This is a genomic window from Acidobacteriota bacterium, from assembly GCA_016713675.1.
GTDB lineage: Bacteria > Acidobacteriota > Blastocatellia > Pyrinomonadales > Pyrinomonadaceae > OLB17.
On sequence record JADJOS010000001.1, the window covers coordinates 2233362 to 2258275 of the forward strand.

The 24914-nt window shown below is 54.3% G+C and carries 16 protein-coding genes; 11 read left to right on the forward strand and 5 right to left on the reverse strand.

Translation table 11 applies throughout. From position 1 onward, the window contains the following. Positions 1-16: 16 nt before the first annotated feature. Together IPK01_10195 and IPK01_10200 are read left to right on the forward strand one after the other, a co-directional pair. Complete coding sequence (locus IPK01_10195) at positions 17-718, forward strand: 4-hydroxy-tetrahydrodipicolinate reductase (GenBank protein MBK7933853.1); 702 nt, start codon at positions 17-19, stop codon at positions 716-718. Positions 719-772: 54 nt separating this feature from the next. Next, a complete protein-coding gene (locus IPK01_10200) occupies positions 773-1426 on the forward strand; it encodes a phosphoribosylanthranilate isomerase (GenBank protein ID MBK7933854.1) in 654 nt (217 codons plus the stop codon). Here the strand turns inward: IPK01_10200 and IPK01_10205 are convergent. Next, positions 1407-2027, reverse strand: a complete 621-nt coding sequence (locus tag IPK01_10205; GenBank protein ID MBK7933855.1) for a M23 family metallopeptidase — start codon at positions 2025-2027, stop codon at positions 1407-1409. The two genes, IPK01_10200 and IPK01_10205, sit on opposite strands and share 20 nt — an antisense overlap. Continuing rightward, positions 2017-2517 carry a hypothetical protein gene (locus IPK01_10210; protein ID MBK7933856.1) on the reverse strand — a complete coding sequence of 167 codons (501 nt, stop codon included), beginning with the start codon at positions 2515-2517 and terminating at the stop codon, positions 2017-2019. The genes IPK01_10205 and IPK01_10210 overlap by 11 nt, the downstream gene beginning before the upstream one ends. A 114-nt stretch (positions 2518-2631) precedes the next feature. Between IPK01_10210 and IPK01_10215 the strand changes: the two genes are divergently transcribed. Genes IPK01_10215 through IPK01_10225 form a run of 3 tightly spaced genes read left to right on the forward strand, consistent with a single transcriptional unit; the run spans position 2632 to position 4741 of the window. Further along, a complete protein-coding gene (locus tag IPK01_10215; GenBank protein ID MBK7933857.1) occupies positions 2632-3531 on the forward strand; it encodes a 4-hydroxy-tetrahydrodipicolinate synthase in 900 nt (299 codons plus the stop codon). A 36-nt stretch (positions 3532-3567) separates the two neighbouring features. Continuing rightward, on the forward strand, positions 3568-3909 hold the full coding sequence (locus tag IPK01_10220; protein ID MBK7933858.1) for a hypothetical protein: 342 nt from the start codon (positions 3568-3570) through the stop codon (positions 3907-3909). Positions 3910-3967: 58 nt separating this feature from the next. After that, complete coding sequence (locus IPK01_10225; GenBank protein ID MBK7933859.1) at positions 3968-4741, forward strand: 2,3,4,5-tetrahydropyridine-2,6-dicarboxylate N-succinyltransferase; 774 nt, start codon at positions 3968-3970, stop codon at positions 4739-4741. On the opposite strand, the gene IPK01_10230 is transcribed toward IPK01_10225, so the two are convergent. Beyond that, a complete protein-coding gene (locus IPK01_10230; GenBank protein MBK7933860.1) occupies positions 4738-7938 on the reverse strand; it encodes a hypothetical protein in 3201 nt (1066 codons plus the stop codon). The two genes, IPK01_10225 and IPK01_10230, sit on opposite strands and share 4 nt — an antisense overlap. A gap of 145 nt (positions 7939-8083) precedes the next feature. Here IPK01_10230 and IPK01_10235 point away from each other — a divergent pair, with 145 nt between their 5' ends. From IPK01_10235 to IPK01_10255, 5 genes are all read left to right on the forward strand, one after another. After that, positions 8084-8995, forward strand: coding sequence for a sphingosine kinase (locus tag IPK01_10235; GenBank protein ID MBK7933861.1), 912 nt, complete (start codon positions 8084-8086; stop codon positions 8993-8995). Further along, on the forward strand, positions 8988-9815 hold the full coding sequence (locus IPK01_10240; protein MBK7933862.1) for a metallophosphoesterase: 828 nt from the start codon (positions 8988-8990) through the stop codon (positions 9813-9815). The genes IPK01_10235 and IPK01_10240 overlap by 8 nt, the downstream gene beginning before the upstream one ends. A gap of 51 nt (positions 9816-9866) precedes the next feature. Next, positions 9867-11285 (forward strand): RNB domain-containing ribonuclease, encoded by a 1419-nt coding sequence (locus IPK01_10245; GenBank protein ID MBK7933863.1) that lies wholly within the window; start codon positions 9867-9869, stop codon positions 11283-11285. A gap of 399 nt (positions 11286-11684) precedes the next feature. Further along, positions 11685-11891, forward strand: coding sequence for a hypothetical protein (locus tag IPK01_10250; protein ID MBK7933864.1), 207 nt, complete (start codon positions 11685-11687; stop codon positions 11889-11891). Then, positions 11888-13039, forward strand: a complete 1152-nt coding sequence (locus tag IPK01_10255; GenBank protein ID MBK7933865.1) for a pyridoxal phosphate-dependent aminotransferase — start codon at positions 11888-11890, stop codon at positions 13037-13039. The genes IPK01_10250 and IPK01_10255 overlap by 4 nt, the downstream gene beginning before the upstream one ends. Here the strand turns inward: IPK01_10255 and IPK01_10260 are convergent. After that, complete coding sequence (locus IPK01_10260) at positions 13028-15628, reverse strand: protein kinase (protein MBK7933866.1); 2601 nt, start codon at positions 15626-15628, stop codon at positions 13028-13030. The genes IPK01_10255 and IPK01_10260 overlap by 12 nt on opposite strands. Positions 15629-15639: 11 nt before the next feature. Continuing rightward, positions 15640-16218 (reverse strand): sigma-70 family RNA polymerase sigma factor, encoded by a 579-nt coding sequence (locus IPK01_10265; protein ID MBK7933867.1) that lies wholly within the window; start codon positions 16216-16218, stop codon positions 15640-15642. Between the two features lie 152 nt (positions 16219-16370). On the opposite strand from IPK01_10265, the gene IPK01_10270 reads away from it, so the two are divergent. Further along, positions 16371-24878 carry a hypothetical protein gene (locus tag IPK01_10270; protein MBK7933868.1) on the forward strand — a complete coding sequence of 2836 codons (8508 nt, stop codon included), beginning with the start codon at positions 16371-16373 and terminating at the stop codon, positions 24876-24878. Positions 24879-24914 lie beyond the last annotated feature (36 nt).

Consider the following 24914-nt stretch of genomic DNA (forward strand, 5'->3'; position numbering starts at 1 on the left):
TTTCAAAACTACAGATATGAAGATTGCTTTAATAGGTTACGGAGCGATGGGGAAGCTGATCGAGCGCGTTGCGGCTGGGCGCGGGCATGAGATCGGGGTGATCATTGATGACGAGGACGCGAATTCGTTTCCCGGCGAGGTTGCGGCAAAGTTGAAGGGCTGCGACGCGGCGATCGATTTTACGGTTGCGATGGCCGTAAGGCGAAATGTCGAGGCTTGCGTGATGGCCAGGGTTCCCGTGGTTTTGGGGACGACTGGTTGGAACGAACAGCGAGGCGAGATCGAGCATGTCGTCAGTGCCGGCAACGGAAGTTTGGTGTTCGGGGCCAATTTCTCGATCGGCGTGAACCTGTTCTACAAGATCGCGGAGTACGCCTCTGAGGTTTTTGCTAAATTCCCCGAGTACGAGGCGTTTATCGAAGAGCAACACCATTCCCGTAAGTTAGATTCGCCCTCGGGCACTGCCCTCAAGATCAAGAGCATCGTCGAGAAGCACCTTAACAAAGATATTGCAGTCGCGGCCACGCGGGCCGGTAACATTCCCGGCACGCACCGCGTCGGTTTCGACGGTGCGGCGGACCAGATCCTGCTCGAACACACCGCCCGCTCCCGCGAAGGCTTCGCGTCCGGTGCTGTTTTGGCCGCCGAATGGATCGCCGGGAAGACGGGCTTTTACGAATTCACCGATGTTCTAGATGAAATCATTCAAACAGGATAGACAGGATGGACAAGATATCTCTGATCCTGCCTGTCCTGTTGATCCTGTTTGATTATGGCTTTGCCGCGAATAAAGATCTGCTGTATTTCTAGCGAGAGCGAGGCTGCGTTAGCGATAGATGCCGGGGCGGACGCAATTGGGCTTGTCGGGAAGATGCCTTCCGGGCCGGGGCCGATCGCTGATGAATTGATCTATCGCATTGCCAGGTCCGTGCCGCCGCCGATCGCAACGTTCTTACTGACGTCCGAACAGACGCCGCAGGGAATTATCAAGCATCATCAGCGAACTAAGACGAATACTATTCAGATCGTCGACGAACTGCATGGACGCGATTATGCGCCGATCCGCGAGGCCTTGCCGCATGTGAAGTTGGTGCGGGTCGTGCATGTGACGGGCGAGCGGTCGGTGGACGAAGCGGCCGAACTGGCTGAGTTTGTGGACGCGATACTGCTTGACAGCGGGAATCCGTCATTAGAAATAAAAGAGCTTGGCGGAACAGGGCGGCGGCACGATTGGTCGTTGTCGCGGCGGATCGTCGAGACCTGCGGCAAGCCCGTTTTCCTCGCGGGCGGACTCGATCCCGACAACGTTCGCGAAGCCATCGACTCGGTCCGGCCTTACGGACTCGATATTTGCTCGGGCGTGCGGACGGACGGACTACTTGATTCCCAGAAACTAGAAAAGTTTCTCAGCGGCGTCCATAAATAAAGTCCGAAGGGTCGGTCCAGCCCGTTTTGTCGTTGGCGTAGCCGCCGCCGGCTTTGTTCCAGTCGGGGCAATTGGCGGTGCGGATCTCGAAGTGCAGATGGCACGGGTAGCGGCCGTTGGCGTTGCCGACTTTGCCTATTTGCTCACGAATTTTTACCTCGCCCACGCTTTTTTGTATCTCGATCAAGTGGCCGTAGAGCGTCTGCACCTTGTCGCCGGACGGCAGTGTGTGTTCGACGATAATGACATTTCCCCAGCCAACTCCGGCGTCGGCGGCATAAGTGACGACGCCATTGGCAGCAGCATAAACCGGTTCGCCGCAGTCGGTGTTGCCGCCGGTATTCTTGTTCCAATCTTCGCCGAGATGTGCGTTCTCTCCGAATTCGAGAGCGTTGTACCAGTCGTCCTTGTTATCTTTTGCCTGAGTAAGGATCGCACCGTCGCCGACAGGAAATGAAAATCTGTCAGCCAATGTTCTGGAAGTCACCGGCGTCGGCGACGGCACGATCGAGCCGACAGGCTGCCGGTAACTATACGAGCAGCCCGCGAGCAGGACAAATGAAAAACAGACGCTTACAAAGCGACCGCGACTAAGTACCATTGAATCCCGTCGTGATCCGAAGTAGATACGCATCGCTCGCATCGACGAACTCGGTGGACTTCACTTTTTTCAGGAACAGGTCGGCCTCGGCCTTGGTCGTGCCCGCATAGATGGCGAGGGCAATGACATTGGTTCCGAGCTTTGTATAGAAATTGTTTTGGATCGAATAGCATCCGCGTGCAATGAATGCCTTGTTCTTGAGAAAGTTCCACTGCAGGCTCTCACGGTCGAAATCCGCCGGCGTCTTTTCGCAGTCAGCGCCTTCGGCAAGCTTTACGCTCTTGACGATCACCACGTAGAACGGAGCCGTCTCAGACACCACATTGCTTCCGGTAAATTCGAACGGAAGGTCTTCGTCCTTGAACACGGCCCGTTTTGTGCACGCAGCCGATGGATCGCCGCAGACGCGCATTGTCGAAGCCTTTTGAGCGAATGAATCGGTCGCGAGTAGCAATACCACGGCGACGCACGATATAAGTAGTATTTTCATAGGTTTTGTTTGGTTCAGAACAGGCGAATTATAGCACCGTTTCGTTTACGAACAAGTAAATTTGTTCCATAGCGTGCTTGGGAATATACTTATCTCGATCCTATGGGGGCAAGTATGAAAAGTGATTGGTTGACAGGTTGTGCGACGGCGCTTGTTACGCCTTTTAAGAAGGATGGTTCGATCGATGACGCGTGTTTTAAAAAACTCGTCGAACGGCAAGTGAAGAGCGGCGTGAAATTGCTCGTGCCGTGCGGGACGACCGGCGAGAACGTGACGATGGAGGCGGACGAGCGTCTGCACGTCATCAAAATGACGGTGGAGATCGCGAAGCGTCTAAAGGCTCACGTAATCGCCGGAACCGGCAGCAACAACACCGCCGCGACGATCGATTTTACCCGCCGGGCGAGGGAAGCCGGTGCCGACGCGGCGCTTGTCGTCGCTCCGTATTACAACAAACCGACGCAGGATGGAATGTTCGCCCACTTTAGCGAGATCGCTCGATCGGTAAAGGGCTTTCCTATCATGCTGTACAACGTTCCGTCGCGAACAGCGTCGAACATCTCTGCCGAGACCACGCTGCGTCTGGCTGAGAAATTCGACAACATCGTCGCGACAAAGGAAGCATCCGGCGACTTTTCGCAGGTTTCGCACATAATTAACGGCCGTCCAAAAGGATTTAAGGTATTTTCCGGCGACGATGCTTCGACGATCCCACTGATCGCACTCGGAGCTGACGGCCTCGTGTCTGTTTGCTCCAACGAGATCCCAAAGGAAACCGCAAAAATGGTCGAACACGCACTGAATGGTTCGTTTCACTTCGCCCGCAGGATCCATTACAAGATCCTGCCGTTGATGGAGGCCAATTTTATCGAGTCGTCGCCCGCACCATGCAAATTTGTGATGAAGGAAATGGGTTTGCTCGAAGAGAACCTGCGCTTGCCGCTTGTGCCTGTGTCCGAAGCCGCGAGGAAAAAACTCCGCGAAGTGATGGCCGGACTCAAATTGTCGTCGTAGCCGAGTGCCGCCGGACCGGCGGGGAATAAATTGAGTATGTTCGATCTTGATCTTTCCGGGCTGATGGCATTGGTCGTTTTCTTTTGGTCGGCCTTGGTATTTTTTGTCGCCGGTATCATCTGTGTACTTGTCGCCAACTTTCGAGGCCCTGTAAAAGCTGGCGGAGTTAAGAAGCACGCGGCGTTCGGTTACTTTGCTGTTGCCGCGATACTAATGGTGGTGAACCTCGCCGCCTTTGGGACAATGTGGTATCTCGTTGATTCCGGCTTCGATTCGGCATATGCGAAGTTGGACGAGTTCGCGATCTACATCTGGATACCGCTCGAGATAGTTATTTGGCCCGTTGCGGCGTTTATCTACAATAAATTTAGAAAATAAGACATGACTCTACAGGAAAAAATAACTGCACTGTTCGCTCAGACCGAGTTTTCGACCGATGACCGCTGTGTACGAGGATTTTAAGACCGCCTTGCGGCGCGGCGAGATACGTTCTGCGGAGAAAGACGCCGGCGGAACATGGAACGCGAACGCGTGGGTCAAGCAGGGGATTCTGCTCGGATTCCGCATGGGCAAAATCGTCGAGATGTCCAAGCCGACAGAGACGCTGCAGTTTTTTGACAAAGATACGTTTCCGCTGCGCCCGATGACGCTCGAGGACGGTGTCAGGATCGTGATGGGCGGCTCCGCGATCAGGGACGGCAGCTATGTGGCGCCGAGTGTCGTGGTCGTGCCGCCGGCTTATATCAACGTCGGTTCTTACGTTGACGAGGGAACTATGGTCGACAGCCATGCGCTTGTCGGATCATGTGCACAGATCGGCAAACGCGTTCACCTGTCCGCGGCCGCCCAGATCGGCGGCGTGCTCGAACCGGTTGGCGCCGTGCCGGTAATTATCGAGGACGACGTTCTGGTCGGTGGGAACACGGGTGTTTACGAAGGGACGATAGTCCGCGAAGGAGCTGTTCTGGCCAGCGGCGTAATACTCACACGGTCCACACCGGTATTTGACCTGCCAAACGGCCGCGTTATCAAATCTGACGGCGAAAAACCGCTCGAGATCCCTGCTGGAGCTGTCGTTGTCCAGGGTTCGCGTGCGGTCTCAAGCGGTTTCGGCAAGGAGAACGGACTTTCGATCTATTGCCCGATCATCGTCAAATACCGCGACGACAAGACCGATGCCTCGACCAAGCTCGAAGACTATCTTCGTTAATGATCGGTCGAGACAAAGTTAACGTCCGGGTTGCTGTCAACAAACTCCAAGGTCCGTTCCGGCTGTGCAAATGTATATTTCTTTGACTGCAGCCTTATCATGTAAGTCTTCCAGGTTTCCACATTAAGGAAACGATAATAACCGAACGGGTTCGTGAGAGCGTACCGAACATTGCCTGACTGATCGGTCAACGTAACGATCACACGGTCTGCTTTCCGGTTCTGCGGGGTGGTGATACGGCCCTTTAGCGTTTCAAAGGTCGGCGGTCCTTCGGCAAGCGTAAATGCCCCGAATGAGGTCAAGCCTGCTGCTGTCGCCCGGTTTGTCGCAATATTCAGCATCGTAGGTACGAGTTCCCCAAGTCCTCCGTTGATGCGGTACGCCCTGTAACGGCCTTCGATGCCAACGACCTCAGGATCAGAATAATTGAAGACAAGATCGGCCATGGTAATACCGCCGTTGGTCGTATTCCACCAACGCTGGAGCCGATTTAACGGAAGTCCTGCCGCAGTGCCTGAATAGGCACCGGTTTTTGGCTCGACCGTAAAGTTGGCCGTGCCCGTGATATTTAAGAGTTCAACAGGGGCATAAACACCGTTTGAGCCAACGGGGAACCGAAATGTTCCGGAACGGTTCACGCATCTCGTAAGAGGCGAATTAATAAATGAGGTGGAATTGCCGCCGACGAGAGCGGAAATCCGACACGACGTAATCGCAACAGGGCCGCTGCCCGCGATCGATCCGCTTGTGAGATATAAGTTTCCGTTAACGGTCATTCCGGCGAGTCCGGTTATGTTGCCGTTGTTCAAACTAATGTCGTTTACGACCAAGGTTCCCGGCCCCGCGATCGAACCGCTGCTTAGGTCTAGGTTGCCGGTCACCGTGAGCGTGCGTCCCGCACCGATTATCACGCTGCGGCCGCCCGTGACGATCAGACTGCTCACGGTCACATCTGCCGACGTGATCGACACGTCGTTCGCACCGATGCTGATGCCCGAATTGGCGGCCGGAACAGTACCGCTGCCCCAATTTGCGCCTGTGTGCCAGTCAGGGCTGGTGCCGCCGTTCCATACATTTTCACGCCAACGAGCAAAGTACGGTGACTGATTGCAGCCCGCGGTCGTGAATGGTCCGCCGACAAATATATCGCCGCCCGCAGCGACGACAGCACTGCCGTTTGCATTCAGTCCGGTGCCGAAGCCTGTCCAGGCCGTTCCGTTCCATCTGGCGATCCGATTGGCCGGCCCGCCTGTAGCCGTCGTGAAATCACCGGTTGCGATCAGGTCATTTCCGGCAACTGAGAGCCTGGGGCCGCCGATCCCAAAGCTTGCCGGGGGAAGGCCGCCGCCCAGTGCGGACCAGGACGAGCCGTTCCACTTTGCAATGCGATTGACGGTCACTCCGTTGATCGAATCAAACCCTCCGCCCACATAAACGTCCGAACCAATGACCGCGACCGAGCTAACCCCGCGGTCTCCGAGGGCACCGCCGAGCATCGTCCAGGTTGTCCCGTCATATTTCGAAAAGTAAGCCGGATTTGCGATGGTCGTGGTACCGGTGGTGACATAAAGGTCGTCGCCCATAAACGCCATTCCGGTAACGGCGGTCGGGATATGACTTGAATTTAAGCCGCTCCAAGCCGTGCCGTTCCATTTTGCGACGCGATTCGCCGCAACGCCTCCGGCCGTAGCAAAGTCTCCGCCGACATAAACGTCATCTCCGCGAACGATAATAAAGCTGACTCTGCCATTACCACCGGTTATTCCTGTGCCTAGCGGTGCCCACGCAGTACCGTTCCAAACCGCAATGTTATTTGCCGATGTGCCGCTGATATTTGAAAACGAGCCGCCGGCATAGACTTTACTGCCGGCGACGGCGATCGCGTTGATACTCAATGGCGTTCCCGCGCTACCAAGTGTCGTCCATGTGTTTGTCAGGCTGTTCCATTTTGCGATGCCGTTTGCGGTTATCGTTCCGGCCGATGTGAATGAGCCCCCGACATAAACATCGTTACCTGAGACCGCGATCGCATTCGCGGCGCTATCTAAACCAGTCCCGGAGAACGGCGTCCAGATCAGGGACGCGTATTTTGAAATGTTTCGAGCTCCCTGTCCGCCTGCGGTCGTATAATTTCCGCCGACGTAAAGCGTGCCGCCGATACTCGCGAGGGCCATGACGCGTTCGCTGATGCTAGTGCCGCCGTTAATGCCCGAGCCGAGGGCTGACCAACTCGTGCCATTCCATCGTGCAATGTTGTTAAAGCCGTCCATCGATCCGCCCGCGTAGACTTCGCCGTTGTTCACCGCCACCGCATTCATGATCCCGCTCGAGAATGAACCCATCCGCGTCCACGCGGTCCCGTCAAACTTGGCAACGTGGGAATTTTGCTGTCCCGTAAGCCGGATGTCACCGACGACATACATATCATTACCGGAGAACGCGATCGAGGTTATTATCGTGTTCGCTGCCGTGCCGAAATCGGACCACGTTGTTCCGTCGAATTTGAGGATGCCGATGCCCGGTCCGGGAGTTAGTGCGACGTTTCCGCCGACGTAGAGATTGCCGCCGTTCACGACGAGCGATCTGATCTCACCGGCGGCAATTGGCAGGGCGGAATAAGCGGTCCCGTTCCATTTGACGATGCCCGACGCCGGGGAACCGTCGGCGGTGTTAAAACTTCCGCCGAAGAAAACTTCGCCGCCGTACACTGCTACAGAACGGACTGTATGGGTTCCGCCACCGAGGCCGGCTCCGAGGGGCGTCCATGTGCTGCCGTCCCATTTCGCGACGTTTCTTGCCATTCCGCCGGTGACCGCGACGTTAAAATCGCCGCCCACGTAAACATCATTGCCGGAAACCGCGATGGCGTTAATTTGACCGTTGATACCAGAACCGAGAGCTGTCCAAGAAGACCCGTTCCATCTGGCGATGCCTACCGCGGGACTACCCTGAACCGAGTCGAATTCACCACCGATATAGAAGCCGCCTGTCCCGTCCGGAACTATCGCGTTTACCTGATCATCTGCTCCGTTGGTCGTAAAGGTCGTGTCCCATTGGTCGCCGCAGCCGGCCGGTCGTTCGGTGGATCGGACGCCGGTCGGTTCGATAACGTTGACAGATTGACCAAACACGACCGCAGCCGATATAAAGATCGAAACCAATGCTAGAAAGAGCTTGCAGTTATTTCTGATTTTCATAATTCAATAGTGTGTTACGCACGGTTTGGTCCGATCGTTATTTCCCTTAAACATATCGCTTATATTTGGGGCAAGTCAATGTTTTGCGGTTTTCGAGGTGCCGCAGGTTACGTTGCTTAGAACTCTATGTGTTAACTTTTATCGTATGCCGCCGATCGAAGTAATCATTAACGCCAGCGGCGGGAGTTTTGTCGAGGACGAGACCGAGCGGTCTTTGGCGGACCAGTTCGCCGCGTGCGGCATAGAGGCGAATATTCGTCTCGCGAGGTCGGGCGATCAGATCGCGGAGCTGACAAATGCCGCAGTTGACAGCGATGCCGAGATAATAGTGGCCGGGGGCGGTGACGGCACGATCAGTTCGGTCGCTGCGATCGTTGCGGCTTCGGGCAAAACTTTTGGCGTTCTTCCGCTCGGAACGCTCAATAATTTCTCCAAGGACCTTGGCATCCCGAAGGATATTGACGGGGCCGTCCGTGTCATAGCCGCCGGCCATACCGCCGAGATCGATCTCGCCGAGGTCAACGGGCGCATTTTCATCAACAATTCGAGCATCGGCCTTTATCCGCGGATGGTCAGAAAGCGTGAGCAGCAACAGCATCGTTTGGGCCGCGGCAAATGGAGTGCTGCGTTTTGGGCCACGTTACGTATGTTCCGGCTGTCGCCGTTCTTGAAGGTCGAGATCTTTGTGAACGGCAGGTTGTTCTTGCGCAAGACGCCATTCGTTTTTGTCGGGAACAACGAATACGAGATGGAGATCTATAATATTGGCCGCCGTCCGGCGCTCGGTAAGGGCAAGCTGAGCATATATTTTCTGCATCGCGGCGGGCGTTTGGGCGTGATCGCCCTGCTGCTTCGCACGATCACGGGCACGGTCAGACAATGGCGGGATTTTGAAGAGGTTTTGACCGAGTCCGTGACGATCCAGACCAGGCGACAACGCCTGCACGTTGCCTTTGACGGCGAGGTTGAATTGGTCGATACGCCGCTGCGATACAAAATATTGCCCCATGCCCTGCGTGTGATCGTCCCTGCTGCCAAAACGGAGGAAAATGCGTAAGATCGTCCATCTCTCGGATATTCATTTCGGAACCGCCGACCCGACGGTCGTCGACCGACTTGTCGAAAAGGTCCGTGAATTAGAACCGGACATTGTAGTGGTTTCGGGCGACCTGACGCAGCGGGCAAAGCCCCGTGAGTTTCGCGAAGCGAGGCAATTCCTGGATCGTCTGCCGCAGCCGCAGATCGTTGTGCCCGGTAATCATGACGTCCCGCTCTACAATGTCTACCACCGTTTCATTCGCGGTCTCGACCGCTTTCGAAGCTACATCAGCGACGATCTCAATCCGGCGTATTTCGACGAGGAACTTGGGGTCATTGGCGTAAATACGGCCCGCTCGCTCACGTTCAAGGGCGGGCGGATCAACGACGAACAGGTAAAGAATGTTCGCAGGTTGATGGCGGGCCATAATTCGGAGGCACTGATGGTGATCGTGACACATCATCCGTTCGATATTCCCGCGGGATTTAGTGATAATCTGATCGTGGGCAGGGCAAAACGGGCGATGCCGCAGATCGCAGATCTTGGCGGGGACCTATTTCTCGCGGGCCACCTGCACGTCAGTAATACGGACACGACTGCGGCTCGATATCAGCTCGCCGGAGGCCGAACAGCACTGCTCGTTCAGGCAGGCACCGCCGCATCGGCAAGGGTAAGGGGCGAGTCAAATTCATTTAATCTTATCCGTTATTGCCGGCCGAAATTGTATGTTGAGCGATTCGAATGTAATTCGCACGGCGTCGGATTTGAGTTTTCGAAACAGAGTTCCTACGAAAAAGGGGCAAACGGGTGGGAGCAAATAGATAGTGAAGAAAAATAGATGAACGATCAAAATCATGGAAGCTGGCTGCGGCAGAAAGCACATCAGGCAATGATCGACAACGGCTTTGAGCCGGAATTCTCGGCAGCAGTTCGAGATCAGATGAATGCCATTCAAAATGCGGGTGAACCTAATATCGATCCGTCGATAAAGGATCTGCGTTCGCTGCTTTGGTCGTCGATCGACAACGCGAGTTCGCGCGATCTGGATCAGATCGAATGGGCCGAAAGGCTGCCGAACGGCGATATTCGCGTGCTTGTGGGTATCGCCGACGTTGACGCCCTTGTCCCGTTGTATTCGCCTATCGATATGCATGCCGCACAAAACACGGTGACGGTTTACACCGAGAGCATGATATTTCCGATGCTTCCTGAAGAGCTCTCGACCGATATGTCCTCGCTCAACGAAGGCCTCGATCGGCTCGCGGTCGTTGCCGATATGACCGTCAAGGAAAACGGCGATGTGCCGGAAAGCACATTCTACAGGGCGTTGGTCCGCAATCAGGGGAAACTATCGTACGAAAAGATCGGCGATTTTCTCGACAACGATGGAGAAGCGCCCGAAGACCTGCAGCGTCTGCCGGAATTGCAGGGCCAGATCGAACTTCAGCGCGAGGCCGCCAAGCGTCTTGCGGCCTATCGGCGTGCAAAGGGAGCTCTCGAATTCGAATCTATCGAATCCTCGGCCGTGATGGAGAATGGCGAGGTCAGAGGCATTGTCTCGGTCCAACCAAATTCTGCCCGTAAACTGATCGAGAATTTCATGGTCGCGGCAAACGTCGAAATGGCCGAATTCCTTGAGGCTCACGGCTCGGTTTCGCTTCGAAGGGTCGTAAAAACACCGGCCCGATGGGAAGGCATCGTCCGCATCGCCGCGGAATACGGCGAGAATTTACCGGCGGAACCGGACCAGCCGGCACTTGCCGAGTTTCTCGCGAAACGCAGGGCCGCCGACCCCGAGCATTTTCCCGATCTGTCGCTTTCCGTCGTTAAACTGATCGGCAGCGGTGAATACGTAGTTGAACGGCCGGGCGAGGACACCGGCGGACATTTTGGACTTGCTGTTCGTGACTATGCCCACTCGACAGCCCCGAACCGCCGTTTTACTGATATCGTCGTCCAGCGGCTTGTTAAAGCCGTGATATCGGCTCAACCGCCGCCGTATTCGGCTGAAGAGATCGAATCCATCGCAAACCACTGTAATAACCAGGAAAAGGCAGCCCGAAAGGTCGAGCGAAAGATGCGAAAGATCGTCGCCGCGACCGTTATGCAGCGGCACATTGGCGAGAATTTCGAGGCGATCGTCACCGGCATTACGCCAAGTGGCACTTTCGCCCGTATTCTAAGGCCGCCGGTCGACGGCCGTATCGAACAAGGCGAGCAAGGGCTTGACGTAGGCCAAAAGGTCAATGTCCGCCTTCTGTCCGCCGACCCGCGAACCGGCTTTATTGATTTTGCGGCCCGCCGCTGACCTTGGGAGTTGTTGCATAGATAAAATCTATTGATATGTGTGCAATAATGTGATAGACTTTGAACCGCCGAGACTATTACTCCTGGTTGTAATTTCGGTAGATTGCGAGCTGTCTTATATCGTCTTACGTTTTTTTGAAAACTTGCCGCACAGATCGCAAAATGTGACTGTAAGTGATGTAAACGCAATATTTACGCAGGTTTGCAGACTGCGGGACAAGTGCGGGACAACGGCGGGACAAGCGGGACAGCGAGATCCGTGCAAAGCGTGTAACCGTAGTATTTAGAGAGGTTTACACCGAACGAAGTATGATCGATGTCCCACCCTGACTGTTACGCCGGATCCACGCGTTTCAACTAAGCAGGGAAATTGTCTAAGATAGATACAGAGGAACCAAACATGGCCGAAAACGAAACAGAGAACAAACATACATTCAAAGAGAATATTACCGGCCTGGGTCAAAAGATCATCGGCGAGATCGAGTCGCTGGCCGGTGTCATAAACGCCGACCCGCTTGCTCAGGCCGAGGGCGAATTCAACGTCGAGGTCGGCGAGATACGTGAAGATCTGGAAGATAACGGTATTGAGGAAGAAAACAAGCAATGATGCCGGCACAGAAAGCGACAGGATTTACATTGCCGCGACGAATGCAGGGCTTGCAGCCGACGCTCATTCGTCAGTTTTTTGAGCGGGCGTTGCCCGACAGTATCAATTTCGGTCTCGGCGAACCTGATCTGCCGACGCCGCAGTTTCTGCGTGACGAGGCGGCCCGCATTAGCCGCGACGAACAGAACGGCTACACTTCGCACCCCGGAATTCCTGCATTACGTGACCTGATCGCCGAGCAATATCCCCATCTGAATCTGCCTCGAACGGGCGTCGTCGTGACCTGCGGCTCGCAGGAAGCGATGACCGACGCATTTATGTGCGTGATCGACGAAGGCGACGAAGTGCTGCTGCCCGATCCAAGTTTTCCGGCTTATGATGCCTGCACACGGATCGCACAGGGCGTGCCGGTTTATTATCGAATGCCGGCGGATGACGATTTTGGATTTGATATTGAACATTTCAGATCTCAAATTACGGATAAAACAAAGGCAGCCGTGGTCATCTCGCCTTCGAATCCGACCGGCAAGATCCTGACCGAACAAAACCTCCGCGATATTGCCTCGGCACTCGACGGGACGGGCATTTGGCTGATCTCGGACGAAATATACAGCGATCTCTATTTCGGCGAGCGTCCGCATTCGGCGAGTGAGTTTTACGATAGTACGATCATCGTCAGCGGGCTTTCAAAATCGCTCTCGATGACCGGTTGGCGGCTCGGTTGGGCGGCGTGCAGCGACCCGCAGATCATCGATGCGATTCAAGTGCTGCATGGCTTTACGACAGTTTGTACCTCGACGATCACGCAGAAGGCTTCTCTCCTTGGTTGGTCACCGGAGGCCGAAGCTGCGAAACAGCATGCTCGCGAAGTGTACAGATCTCGCGGCGAATTTCTGGTCAAATTGTTCGAAACGGAAATGGGCCTGTATGCAACCTCGCCGGAAGGTGCTTTTTACACAATGCTCGACGTTCGCTCGCTTGGCGACGATATCGAAGTAGCTGAAAAATGCCTGCAAAACCGCGTCGTGACCGTTCCAGGTGTCGCCTTCGGCCAGGAAGCCAAAGGTTTCTTGCGCATTTCATTCTGCAACACCGAAGAGAAAATGGCCGAGGGCGTCAGCAGGATGAAAAAGGCGTTAGGTATCTAGTTCGAAAAGCACCCTTTTAATATGGTCGAGTTCGGAGCGGCGTGTGGCGTTGTCGGGAACCGTTGAGGCTAGTTTTTCGAAGATCGGCAGTGCGTTTTGGAAATTTGAACGAGCGGCGGCGGTGTCTTTTTTTGCGGCGGTGATCTCGCCGCGGCGTGTGTAGGTCATCGCGAGGTCCTGTTGCCAGTCGAGGTTTAGCGGATCGAAGTTCGTGATCTCGACGAAGACCGCGTGGGCCTGTTCGTAATTCTCTGACGCACGAGCAAGGTCGTTTTTCTGCACATACGCGTCGCCCAAAAACCGCTGGGCGTTCGCGATGCGATGTTTCATCATTAGATTCTCGCTATCTTTGGCAAAAATGCTGCGGTAGCTGTTGAGAGCGATAGTCAGATTTTCGATCGCAATGTCAGCGAGTTTGTTGCGAGCCATCGCTTTGCCAAGTTCCAGATGACAATCGGCCAGCGAATACGCTGCGCCGACGCTTTCTCTGTCGGCGGCGAATATCGCGTTTTGTATCTTGATCGCTTCGCGAAAATCGTCTTGGGCCTCGGGAATCTTGCCAAGCTCGCTCAAAACGACGCCGTGCCACGTGTGTGCGCTACTGAGGTCGTGGCGGAAATCAATGTTGTTCGACTCGTTTATCACAAGTTGTTTCTCGATCGCGAGCCACTGTTTGTAATCCGCGAGAGCCTCGTTCAACTGCCCCATTTCCATCTTCACGAAACCGATGTACGACAAGACGATTCCGACCGAGCGTATGGCACGGTTGTCGTCCGGCGACTCCACCGAGAGTTCTTGAAAGATCTCGAGCGAGGCTTGGTAGTTTGCAAGAGCTTCGCCGAGCGAGCCGCTCCGGACGATAGACTGGCCGAGAGCGGCGTAGCTGCGGGCAAGCTGGCGGCGGGTATCGGTCTTCGCAGGTTCCGCGGCGACAAGCGGCTTTAGCAACTCGACCGACTGACGGTAATTGTCGCGAGCCTCACCGATCTTACCGCTTGTTAGTAGAACGTTGCCGACCTTTTGGTAGCTAGCGGAGACGCTTGTGGCATGTTCCGCCGAAGGGTTTTCGGCGTAGATCTCATGCCGGAGCTTTAGAGCTTTTTGCTGGCTCAAAACTGCCTCCGAGGTTTTACCCGCGAAAGGACGGAATAGCTCCGATTGAACCTCGCCGATCTGTTCGTAAGCCGAGGCAAGTTCGGATTTGAGTTCAATATTGCCGGCGGATTCAGCGGCGAGTTTGTCTAGGTATTCGAGAGCACGAGCGACGAGCAGTTCGCGAGCTTTCACAGGGCTGCGCATGATCTCTTCGTTTATCTCGAACATGAATGAATTTGCGAGAGTTCGCACGTCGTTGAAACGAGCCTCGGCCTTAGCACGCTCGATGTTTGCAATGCGGGCCTGATACGCCGTCGTCGCAATTCCGGCGACGAGTATCGCAAACGCAAGAGCCGTCGCCCCGACAAAGAGCTTATTGCGTCCCGCGAATTTCTCGGCACGATATTTCCAAGTGTCAGGCCGAGCGAAAACCGGCAGCCCTTTGAGATGGCGGGCGATGTCTTCGGAAAACTGCTCGACGGATGTGTAACGGCGTTCGGGCTCTTTCTGCAAAGCCTTGAGGACGATATTGTCGAGATCGCCTTTGAGTGATCGTTGATCGTTGATGGTCGATCGTTGTGCCGAGAGCGAGGGTGCCGCCGGAACTGTGTTTGTGGCGGTCGCAACTATCTCGCCGATATTTTTGTCTTCGAACTTGAATGGCAGCGAGCCGGTGAGCAGCTCGTACAAAATTACGCCGAGGCTGTAAACATCGGTCGCGGTCGAGAGGTTTTCGCCGCGTATCTGCTCAGGCGAAGCGTAGTCCGGCGTAAACGCGAACGTCCGCGTCCGCGTCTCGACGCCGTCGGTTTTCACGAGCTTAGCAATGCCGAAATCGAGGAGCTTTGCTTTGCCGTCGCGAGTTATGAGAATGTTCGCGGGCTTGAGGTCGCGGTGAATTACGAGTTTCTGATGTGCAAAAGAAACGGCCGCACAGACCTCGCGGAAAAGGTCGAGTCGAGCATTTAGGTCGAGATCGTTCGCGTCCGCAAATTCCGTGATCGGCGAGCCCTCGACATATTCCATCACCAGGAACGGCAGGCCGTCCGGCGTGGTGCCGCCGTCGATCAGATGGGCGATGTTTGGGTGTTCGAGACTGGCAAGTATCTGCCGTTCAGTCACGAATCGCCGCAATATCTCGTCGGAATACAGCCCGCGGCGTATCAGTTTGAGAGCGACCTTCTGCTCAAATGCGCCGTCAGCACGTTTGGCTAAATACACACGTCCCATGCCGCCCGAACCGATCAGTTTGTCGAGCCGATAGTTTCCGATCTGCGTGTTTAGCAGCTTATCTTCGGGAGGTGCGACGTGTTCGACAGCGTGAGTTTCGAGAGCCTCGGCGGCAGTTGATTCGTTAAGCAGCGAGACGACCTCAGATTCCAGTTCGGCGTCGCTTCCGCAGGCATTGGCGACAAACTCATTGCGGGCTTCGGTCGGCAGTTCGATCGCGTCCTCGAGAATGTGCTTTACTTTTTGCCAGCGTTCGCGGTCCATAGTGTCGGAATTTAGGCTGCGGTCGAAAGTGTTCGGGAAAGGAACAGTTTCGCACTCGACCATTCACGTTTTACGGTCGCGGGCGATATTTGAAGAACTTCGGCGATCTCGTCAACATTGAGGCCGGCGAAAAATTTCATTTCCACGATCCGAGCTTGGCGCTCGTCGAGTGATTCGAGTATGGTCAACGCCTCGTCGATAGCAAGCACGTCCAACTGTTTCTTGTCGCCGAAATAGACAGCTCCATCGAGTGTGATCCGCGTTCTGGATTCGCCTCCGCGTTTCTCGCTGTTGTGCCGACGTGCGTGATCGATCAGGATCTCTCGCATCAATCTCGCAGCGACGCCAAAGAAATGCGTCCGGCTCTCAAAATCGATCGCGCTTTGTTTTGACAACCGCAGAAACGCCTCGTGAACCAGGGCCGTCGGCTGAAGCGTGTGGTCGCTGCGTTCGCGGCTGAAATAGCCCCCCGCGATCTTGCGCAGTTCATCGTAGACCAACGGGAACAAGTCTTCGAACGCCTCGTCTCCGCCTGATCTCAAGCTGCTCAAGATCTTTGTTATCGGACCGCCGTCCGAATGCTCCGACATAAGAAATTTAGAAACACAGAATAATTCCGTTCCTCCGAAACAGCAAATCATTTTTTACAAAAAAATGAGCCCATTTTCACGCCGTTTTCGCACGTTAGGTAAATAGCAAATTTTTGCCGTAAGCGGCGGCCTAGCGGCTACGGAGAAAGGTGATGAGAACGAAACTCTATTTGGCGATCATATTAACGGTGTTGTTTATTACGGGAACTTTTGCGTGGAGCTCAAATGCGATACAAGCGATCATTGCGAACGGTAAAGATTCCGGTGAACTAACTACGGTCGAAACTGCTCCGGCCGCACTTGGTGGGCCTGAATACAATGCCGTAAATGAGTTTTCTTTGACGCCGGACGCTCCGACAAACATATGGAGGTATGGCTATACGGCCGGCCCATCAGTCGACATCTTCCAACCCTACTTGAATTCAAACACGTTCACCCCATGCACCGCGAATCCGGGCACCGGATTCCAAAGCTGGGCGAACTCTAACCCTACCGGTGCCCATATGGGCCGCAACATTAGCGGCTCGACCTTCTTCTGCGGCCCATTACGCGCTCCTACCGACGTGATCTATATGCATCCGGGAGAAAATGGCGAGCGGTCAGTCCTGCGGTGGACGGCGCCGAGCGGTGGGACTTATCAGGTTACCGGCGTCTTCGAGGGCACTAACGGCGGGTACCGAGATGCCAGGATTCTCCAGAATGGAACTGTGATAGCGCCGTTTAACAACATTGTGATCAACGGATACGGTCAACAGTCGTTCAACTTCACGGTGACGGTCGCAGCGGACGACAAGATCGATTTTTCGCTCGGCTGGGGCAACGGAACCTGGAATTCTGATGGCACCGGACTTGCCGTAGTGATCGGAGAGCCGGTGACCGCATGTATGACCGCGCCCGCAAATATGCAGGTCAACGTTCCTGCAGAGAATTCGCCGGTCGATGTGCAGAGCGTGAATACCAACGCTTCGCTGGTTGGTGACGCGACCTATACGGAAGGCAAGGTCGGCCGAGCGTTCTCGTTTGACGGAAACGGCGACTACGTCCGCATCGACGACAATGCGGCGCAGAAGCCCGCGAATCAACTAACGGCCGAAGGTTGGTTCAAAATGAACTCGCACAGCGGTCTCCCGCATCTTATCTCGAAACCGCTTCAGATCAGCAATTTCAACTCGTACGCGATCTGGTTCGACGCCGGAAATATTCGAATCGGATATTACCAAACCAATGGAACTTTTACGTACTATGACACAGGTTTTGTGCCTGCGCTCGGTGCTTGGAACCATTATGCGATGGTACTGAATACAGATGATTCAGGAGCTAACGCCAATACGTTAAAACTGTATGTAAATGGCGTCGAGAGCTTCTCGGGTGCCGCAGGTTTGCCGATCTTTTACAACGGGATCAATGACGCCTACCCGCCGCACCCATTACTTATCGGCGCTGATTTTGAAAACAACAATCCGCAGTTTTTCCTTGACGGCCAAGCGGACGAAGTTTCGGTCTATGGACGAGCATTATCGGGTTCTGAGATCTTTGACATAGTCCAGCAGGGGAGCTACGGCAAATGTGCGCCGGCAAATTGTGTTGAACCGCCGAGCGGTCTCGTTTCGTGGTTCGCGGGCGAGCAGAACGCTCTTGATTCAAAATCGAATAATCACGGCACATTACAAAACGGAACAGTTTTTCAAACCGCTAGAGTCGGACAAGGGTTTAAGTTCGACGGTGTGAACGATTTTGTTGAAGTTCCCGACAACGCAAATTTGAAGCCGGCGAATTTGACTCTGGAAACGTGGGTGAAATTCGATTCGTTGACCTCGACGGTAACGGGAGGTGCACCGTCGGGCTATCAAAATATTATTTTTAAGAAAAATTCGCGTGTTGCCGGAAGCGGGTTTGAAGGCGGTTATAGTCTGGTAAAGAATCCCGACAATAGACTTGGCCTCGGTTTCAACAGTCCGGTTGGCGGAACAGATTTCGCGAATTCGACAACTGTCATGCAAGCCGGCGTTTGGTATCACGTCGTCGGAACTCACGACGGTACGAACATAAGACTTTTTGTTAATGGAACGCTGGAAGGAGCAGGCACCGCGACATTCCCCATCGATTACGGGACCACGCCCTTGTACCTGGGCAATTCGCAGGTGCCGTTTAGCGGTTTTTTCAACGGCGTGCTTGACGAAACCTCGATCTATGATCGAGCCTTAACAACACCCGAAGTCCAATTGCTCTTCAATGCCGGGCAAAGCGGCAAATGCAAGCCTTCGCCGATCGATCCGACGGCGAATCAGGTCGCTTGGTTCACTGGCGACGGTGACGCGCGTGATCTGAAAGAGTCGGCGATAGTTGGTACGTTACAAGGCGATACGACCTATCGAGTTGGCAAAGTAGCACAAGCGTTCAAGCTCGATGGAAACGGCGACTATATCTCGACCCCCGACAATGCTAAATGGGATTTCGGCACCGGCGATCTCGCGATCGAAGGCTGGATCAACACTCCGAGCGGCACCGGCGTCCAACGCATAATCTCTGCGGGAGCTATGTCCGATGGGCCAAATAATCTCTGGTCATTGGGCTACGGAGACATTTGTGCTTGGGGCTGCGGTCAGCGTATAAATCTTGCGGTTCATAACGGCAGCGGCAGCTACTCGGATTTCTCGTCGGATCAGATCGCTATTCGGCCGAACACTTGGCATCACTTTGCGGTCGTCAGGTCAACGACGGCATTCACCTTCTATTTTGACGGTGTTGCTGTAGGAACAAGATCCGTTGGTGCCGGCTACGCGCTAAATGGCGGCAGCACCGGTGCAATTTTAGGTGCGCGCTATAACACCAGTCCGTCCGACAGATTCGAATTTGCCAATGGGATGCTCGACGAGATTTCTATTTACCAACGTGCGGTCACTGGAAATGAGATCGCTTCGGTCTACAACGAAGGTGTTGCAGGAAAGATCAAGACCAAGACTACCCTTGCCGGAACAAACGACACGACGCAGATCTCAGATGCGACCGTAACTTTTGCGAATGTCACAATAGGTGGCTATATTTCGCAGAACGGCATCGACCTTGGCCTGATGCCCACACTTCCGCCGAACACGACCTTCACAGGCCTCGCTTACAATATTTCGACAACGGCGGCGTATCAAAACGGAAACGCGGACGACGTTCGCGTGTGTTTCAATTTGCCTGCTCTCTCGGCTATTGGTGCGGGCGGCCTGCGGCTGCTGCATCTGGAAAGCGGCAATTGGATCGACCGAACCGCGAGCGGAAACAGCCTCTCAAATTTCTGCAGCGACAATCTCAGTTCGCTATCGCCATTCGTTATAGTCGAGGGCACCGCACCGTCGAGTTACGGCATCAGCGGACGCGTAACGACGGGCGGCAATGGCCTCGCAAACGTGCTTGTCACGCTCGGCGGCGATGAAAGCTCTACGGCAACGACAAACGCGAATGGTGATTACTCGTTCGGAAGTCTAAACGGCGGCGGCAACTTTACCGTAATACCATCGCTCGCGGGCTACAGTTTTGACCCAATAAATCGTAATTACAATGCGTTGTCCGAGAACGTTTCAAATGCACACTTCACAGCGGCCTTGATGCCGACAGTTTCCATCAGCGATGTTACGGTGACCGAGGGAGATTCGGGCTCGGTCAACGCGAATTTCAACGTGACCTTGTCAACGGCGTACGTGAATGACGTTACGGTCTTCTTCTCGTCCTACGACGAAACTGCGACTGGCGGTGTCGATTATACGTCGGTGGGCAGTAGTGTGACCTTTATCGCTGGCGAAACAGCAAAGGTTGTCAGCGTCCCGGTGCTAGGCGACACTTTGGACGAGACAAATGAGACATTCAGCGTATTCCTGAGTTCAGTCGTTGACGCCACCGTCCTCGACGGCGATGCGACCGGCACGATCACGGACAATGACGAGCCACAATGCGTAACGGCGCCAACGGGCCTAGTAGCTACCTTCAAGGGCGAAAACACCTCAACTGATTCACAAGGTGCGAACAACGGTTCAGTGAATGGAACAGTCACGTATTCAGCCGGCAAGGTAGGACAATCGTTCAACTTTGGCGACACTGGAGCCAATGTTAGCGTTCCCGATTCGCCAAGCTTGCGTCCAGACAGTTTCACCATCGAAGGCTGGTTCAACTTTACGAACTACTCGAACGAATTTCGAATGCTGCTCAACAAACCGTCTGCCGATCCGTCGTACAGCTCATACAATCTTTTCATCTACGGTGGAGCGCTCAATGCACAGTCAACAGATGGGTCAAATTTGGGCAATACTTTGTACTATACGCTAAATCCGGTTGAGGGACAGTGGTATCACATTGCGTTTACACGACAGGCCGGTGGCCAGATGACGCTTTATGTGAATGGCGTCGCGGTTGACAGTCAAGCATCGAATCCGTCGGTCGGATACACAAACTCGCCGCTCACGTTCGGCAATTCATACGATGCATCGCTTCAAGGCAAGATCGACGAACTCTCGATCTATGATCGTGCATTGACCGGCTCCGAGATACAGTCGGTATTCAACGCAAATACTGCCGGCATTTGTCCTACGGGGCAGTGTGTCTCAGCACCTGCGGACCAAACAGCCTGGTATCGCGGCGAGGGCAATGCAAACGATTCGCAGGGAACAGGCAATGGTGCGGGATTCAATGGCGTTACATACACAGCAGGAAAGGTCGGGCAAGCGTTCGATCTCCCGGACGGTAATGCTCACGTTCAAGTTCCTGATTCGGCAGCAATGCGACCGACGAACTTCACCGTTGAAGGCTGGTTCAATTTCTCAAGTTACAACAATGAATTTCGGCAGTTGATCGGCAAAAGTTCCGCTGATCCGTCTTACAGTTCATACGTGATCTACATATATGGCGGCTTACTTACGGCTTCATCGACAAATGGCGTTGATCTTGGAAATTCGCTGAATTATTCACTAGCACCAATTCCCGGCCAGTGGTATCACATCGCATTTACACGCCAGGAAGGCGGCTCGCAGACACTGTATGTTAACGGAGAAGCGGTCGATTCTGATACAGCAAACTCGATCGCGTATGCGAATACTCCGCTAATACTTGGTCATGATACAGGCGGCTCGATCCACGGCAAGATCGACGAAGTCTCGATCTTTGGCCGTGCAATGTCTGCGGTTGAGATCCAATCCATTTACACGGCGGGCGGAGCAGGAAAATGTCCGAATGGAGCATGTGTTACTGCACCGGCCGACCTACAAAGTTGGTATAGATTCCAAGGCAACACGAGCGATGTGTTTAATCTTCATCCCGCAGGAGCACAAGGAAATCCTACATACGTCGCGGGAAGAGTTGGCCAGGCGATCAACCTTGACGGCGCGGACGACAGCGTCGATCTCGGCAGTTGGTTTAACTATCAGACGTTCTCAATTTCGATGTGGATCAATGTTGCTCCGTTTAGCGAGCAGCCAACATTTGCGAACATAATAGATAACAACCACACCGGCGGAACCAATTGGGTGATGCAACGCGTGGCGAATGAAAACCGCTATGCATTTGGAGACAATTCGGGCGGCGAAGTCTTTTTCGTCCCGACGCCAAACACATGGCAGCATCTGACCGTTATCCGCGATCCGACGGCCGGGATCAAGGTCTATCTCGACGGCACCCTCGTTGGTGAAGACACGACCGTTGGCACGATTCCGTATAACGGAGCTCAGTTTCTCCGTCTCGGACGTTGGGGCGGCGGCGGCCGTCATCTCAAAGGCAAGGTCGACGAACTCGACATTTATCCTCGAGTATTGACTCCGACAGAGATCACGTCGATGTACAGTGCCGGAAGTGCAGGCAAATGCGTGCCTCCTCAGTGTGCCGAAACGCCGGCCAATCAGGTCACGACATTTAAGGCTGAGAACAACGCCAACGATTCGCAAGGCACCAATAACGGCACTGCGAATGGCGGCGTGACATATGCATCGGGCAAAGTCGGTCAGGCGTTCAACTTTGGCGACACAAGCGCGAATGTAAGCGTTCCAGATTCACCAAGCTTGCGTCCGGACAGCTTCACGATCGAAGGCTGGTTCAATTTTACGGGCTACTCGAACGAATTTCGATCGCTGCTCAACAAGCCATCTGCCGATCCTTCTTACAGCTCGTACAGCCTGTACATTTACGGCGGACTTTTAAATGCTCAATCAACGGATGGAGCAAATTTGGGCAATAGCCTGTCTCACGGGCTGTATCCGACGCCCGGACAGTGGTATCACATCGCGTTCACAAGACTGGCGGGCGGCCAGATGAAATTGTATGTGAATGGCGTCGAAGTCGACAGCCAAGCATCGAATGCCTCGGTCGGCTATTCAAGTTCGCCGCTCACATTCAGCAACGGAACTGATGCAGCTAATCAAGGAAAGATAGACGAGATCTCGATCTACAACCGTGCTCTCTCGGCGCCCGAGATACAATCGATCGTCGATGCCGACTCAGTGGGCAAATGTACGACGCTTGGTTGCGATGCGGCAGATTACCAGTTCAACGATGACCTGACCAGCACTATTCCGGGTGCACTAGCACTGTCATATATTGGGACGGGACAGACGTTTGCGACCGAGACGGTCAACGGTGTGCCGGAGCGTGTAATGACGTACACCGGCGGCAATGCAGTCGAATTGCGTCCGACTTCCGGCGTGATCCCTTCGAACCAGTACGAGATCACGATTGTTACTCGTTTGAATCAAAATTATAACTACAACCGAATATTAGATTTCAAAGACGGGACGACTGATTCGGGGCTATATGTGACATCCGGACAGCTTATCTTCCTGCCGGGCGGCAACGGCGGACCTGTCATTCCGCCGGGCGTTTACGTTGAGATCAAACTGACGCGAACGGCAGCCGGCATCGTCAAAGGCTACGTGAATGGCGTTGAGCAGTTCAGCTTTAACGACACCGGCAACAATGCTGTGATCAGTGCGACCAATGCTCTCAGATTCTTCAAAGATGACGGTGGCGAGCATTACGGCGGAGCAATCGCCAGAATTCAGTTGTCGGCCGGAGGCTGCGGGTCGACGCATTCGATCTCAGGAAACATAGATAACGGAACCAGCAATATGAGCGGCGTCTCAGTGACCATATCGGGCGGTACAAATGCCTCGACAACGACAGATGCGAATGGCAATTACACGTTCGCAAATCTGCCATCCGGCTTGAATTACATAGTTACGCCAACGCTGGCGAACCACACATTCACGCCGCCAACGCGGACGTACAATACACTCGCGGCAGATATGACCGACGCTGATTTCACAGGCGCAAACTCATGCACATTCTCGCTCAGCCCCGATAATGCCAATTTTACTGCGGCTGGCGGCAGTGGTTCATTTAACGTTACGACGCAGCCGGGCTGTCAATGGACAGCGGCTGCGAGCAGTAATATTGCCCCTTGGGTGACCATAAACGGTGCGTCCAGCGGCACCGGCAACGGGACTGTTAATTATACCGTCGAAGCGAATACGTCGATACTTCGGTACGGCGACGTTCTCATCAATGGTGCGATAAGCCACTTCATCGGTCAGGAGACGGGAATGGGAACTTGCCCGACGGTCACGCCGGTAACATATGGCACGACGTTAAATGGGGCATTAGCCGTCAGCGATTGTGATCTCAGTGGACGCTACACCGACCAGTTTTCGTTTAGTGGGACGGTAGGCGACCGCGTTTTGATTCGCTTGAGTTCAAGTGATTTTGCCGAGTCGCTTATTCTCCACAATCAAGCTAACACCGCGATCTATACGTTCACGACTGGCGGAGCCGCGAACGATGCACGTATCCCGAACAGCTACGGATTTTACACGCTTCCGGCAACCGGAACTTATATAATCTCTGCCTCAAACTGGGGCAACGGCGGTTCGCCGACGGGCAATTACACTCTCTCGCTGCATTCCGATCGAACGGTGCCAGGCGTTACGCCGCCTAGCGGACTGATCGGCTGGTATGCCGGCGAAGGCGACACTCGCAATCAGCAAGGCAATAGCACCGGCACTTTCAACGGCACGGCGACTTATCTGACCGACTACGCCGGACAATCGTTCAGCATGAATGGAACCGACCGCTACGTCGAGGTTCCGTCCGCAAGCGAGTCGTTCATCGTCTCGTCGATCTCGGTCGAAGCTTGGGTGAACACCACGACCTTGAGCGGTGATCCGAATACGCCTTCCCCGAGGTATCGCACGATAGCTTCGAAGTACAACGGCAACGGTGCCGCGAGTTGGTCGCTCGATATGGAAGAAGGCGGAGCGATCACATTCTACGTTTACGACGGTTCCTCGAATACTTACAGAGGTGTTCGAACCGTCGGTGCCGCGGCGTTCTTGACCGCAAATGAATGGAAACATGTTGCAGCCACATTCGATCAAACCACGCAAGAGATCCGATTGTTCATCAATGGCTCCGATGCTGGGCAGTTGGTCGCCGGTTCGGCGAACAGCATTAGCGGTATCGGACAGAATAGTTCACCGCTTCGAATCGGTTCTTACAACAACGGCAGCTCTGTCATGGGCTATTGGCAAGGCCGTCTCGATGAAGTTTCGATCTATAACCGAGCCATAACTCACGACGAGGTCAAATCGATCATCGACGCGGGCCGTATCGGCAAAGATCAAGTCGGCGGCGATCAATAATCAGACGACCGCTACGCTTGGCACATCGACGATCAA

What these genes read in the sequence shown, in the direction of transcription:
- IPK01_10195 (MBK7933853.1), top strand. Translation starts at nt 17, where the DNA reads ATGAAGATTGCTTTAATAGGTTACGGAGCGATGGGGAAGCTGATCGAG.
- IPK01_10245 (MBK7933863.1), top strand. Translation starts at nt 9,867, where the DNA reads ATGATCGACAACGGCTTTGAGCCGGAATTCTCGGCAGCAGTTCGAGAT.
- IPK01_10270 (MBK7933868.1), top strand. Translation starts at nt 16,371, where the DNA reads ATGAGAACGAAACTCTATTTGGCGATCATATTAACGGTGTTGTTTATT.
- IPK01_10220 (MBK7933858.1), top strand. Translation starts at nt 3,568, where the DNA reads ATGTTCGATCTTGATCTTTCCGGGCTGATGGCATTGGTCGTTTTCTTT.
- IPK01_10240 (MBK7933862.1), top strand. Translation starts at nt 8,988, where the DNA reads ATGCGTAAGATCGTCCATCTCTCGGATATTCATTTCGGAACCGCCGAC.
- IPK01_10260 (MBK7933866.1), bottom strand. Translation starts at nt 15,628, where the DNA reads ATGGACCGCGAACGCTGGCAAAAAGTAAAGCACATTCTCGAGGACGCG.
- IPK01_10265 (MBK7933867.1), bottom strand. Translation starts at nt 16,218, where the DNA reads ATGTCGGAGCATTCGGACGGCGGTCCGATAACAAAGATCTTGAGCAGC.
- IPK01_10225 (MBK7933859.1), top strand. Translation starts at nt 3,968, where the DNA reads ATGACCGCTGTGTACGAGGATTTTAAGACCGCCTTGCGGCGCGGCGAG.
- IPK01_10210 (MBK7933856.1), bottom strand. Translation starts at nt 2,517, where the DNA reads ATGAAAATACTACTTATATCGTGCGTCGCCGTGGTATTGCTACTCGCG.
- IPK01_10250 (MBK7933864.1), top strand. Translation starts at nt 11,685, where the DNA reads ATGGCCGAAAACGAAACAGAGAACAAACATACATTCAAAGAGAATATT.
- IPK01_10215 (MBK7933857.1), top strand. Translation starts at nt 2,632, where the DNA reads ATGAAAAGTGATTGGTTGACAGGTTGTGCGACGGCGCTTGTTACGCCT.
- IPK01_10235 (MBK7933861.1), top strand. Translation starts at nt 8,084, where the DNA reads ATGCCGCCGATCGAAGTAATCATTAACGCCAGCGGCGGGAGTTTTGTC.
- IPK01_10230 (MBK7933860.1), bottom strand. Translation starts at nt 7,938, where the DNA reads ATGAAAATCAGAAATAACTGCAAGCTCTTTCTAGCATTGGTTTCGATC.
- IPK01_10200 (MBK7933854.1), top strand. Translation starts at nt 773, where the DNA reads ATGGCTTTGCCGCGAATAAAGATCTGCTGTATTTCTAGCGAGAGCGAG.
- IPK01_10205 (MBK7933855.1), bottom strand. Translation starts at nt 2,027, where the DNA reads ATGGTACTTAGTCGCGGTCGCTTTGTAAGCGTCTGTTTTTCATTTGTC.
- IPK01_10255 (MBK7933865.1), top strand. Translation starts at nt 11,888, where the DNA reads ATGATGCCGGCACAGAAAGCGACAGGATTTACATTGCCGCGACGAATG.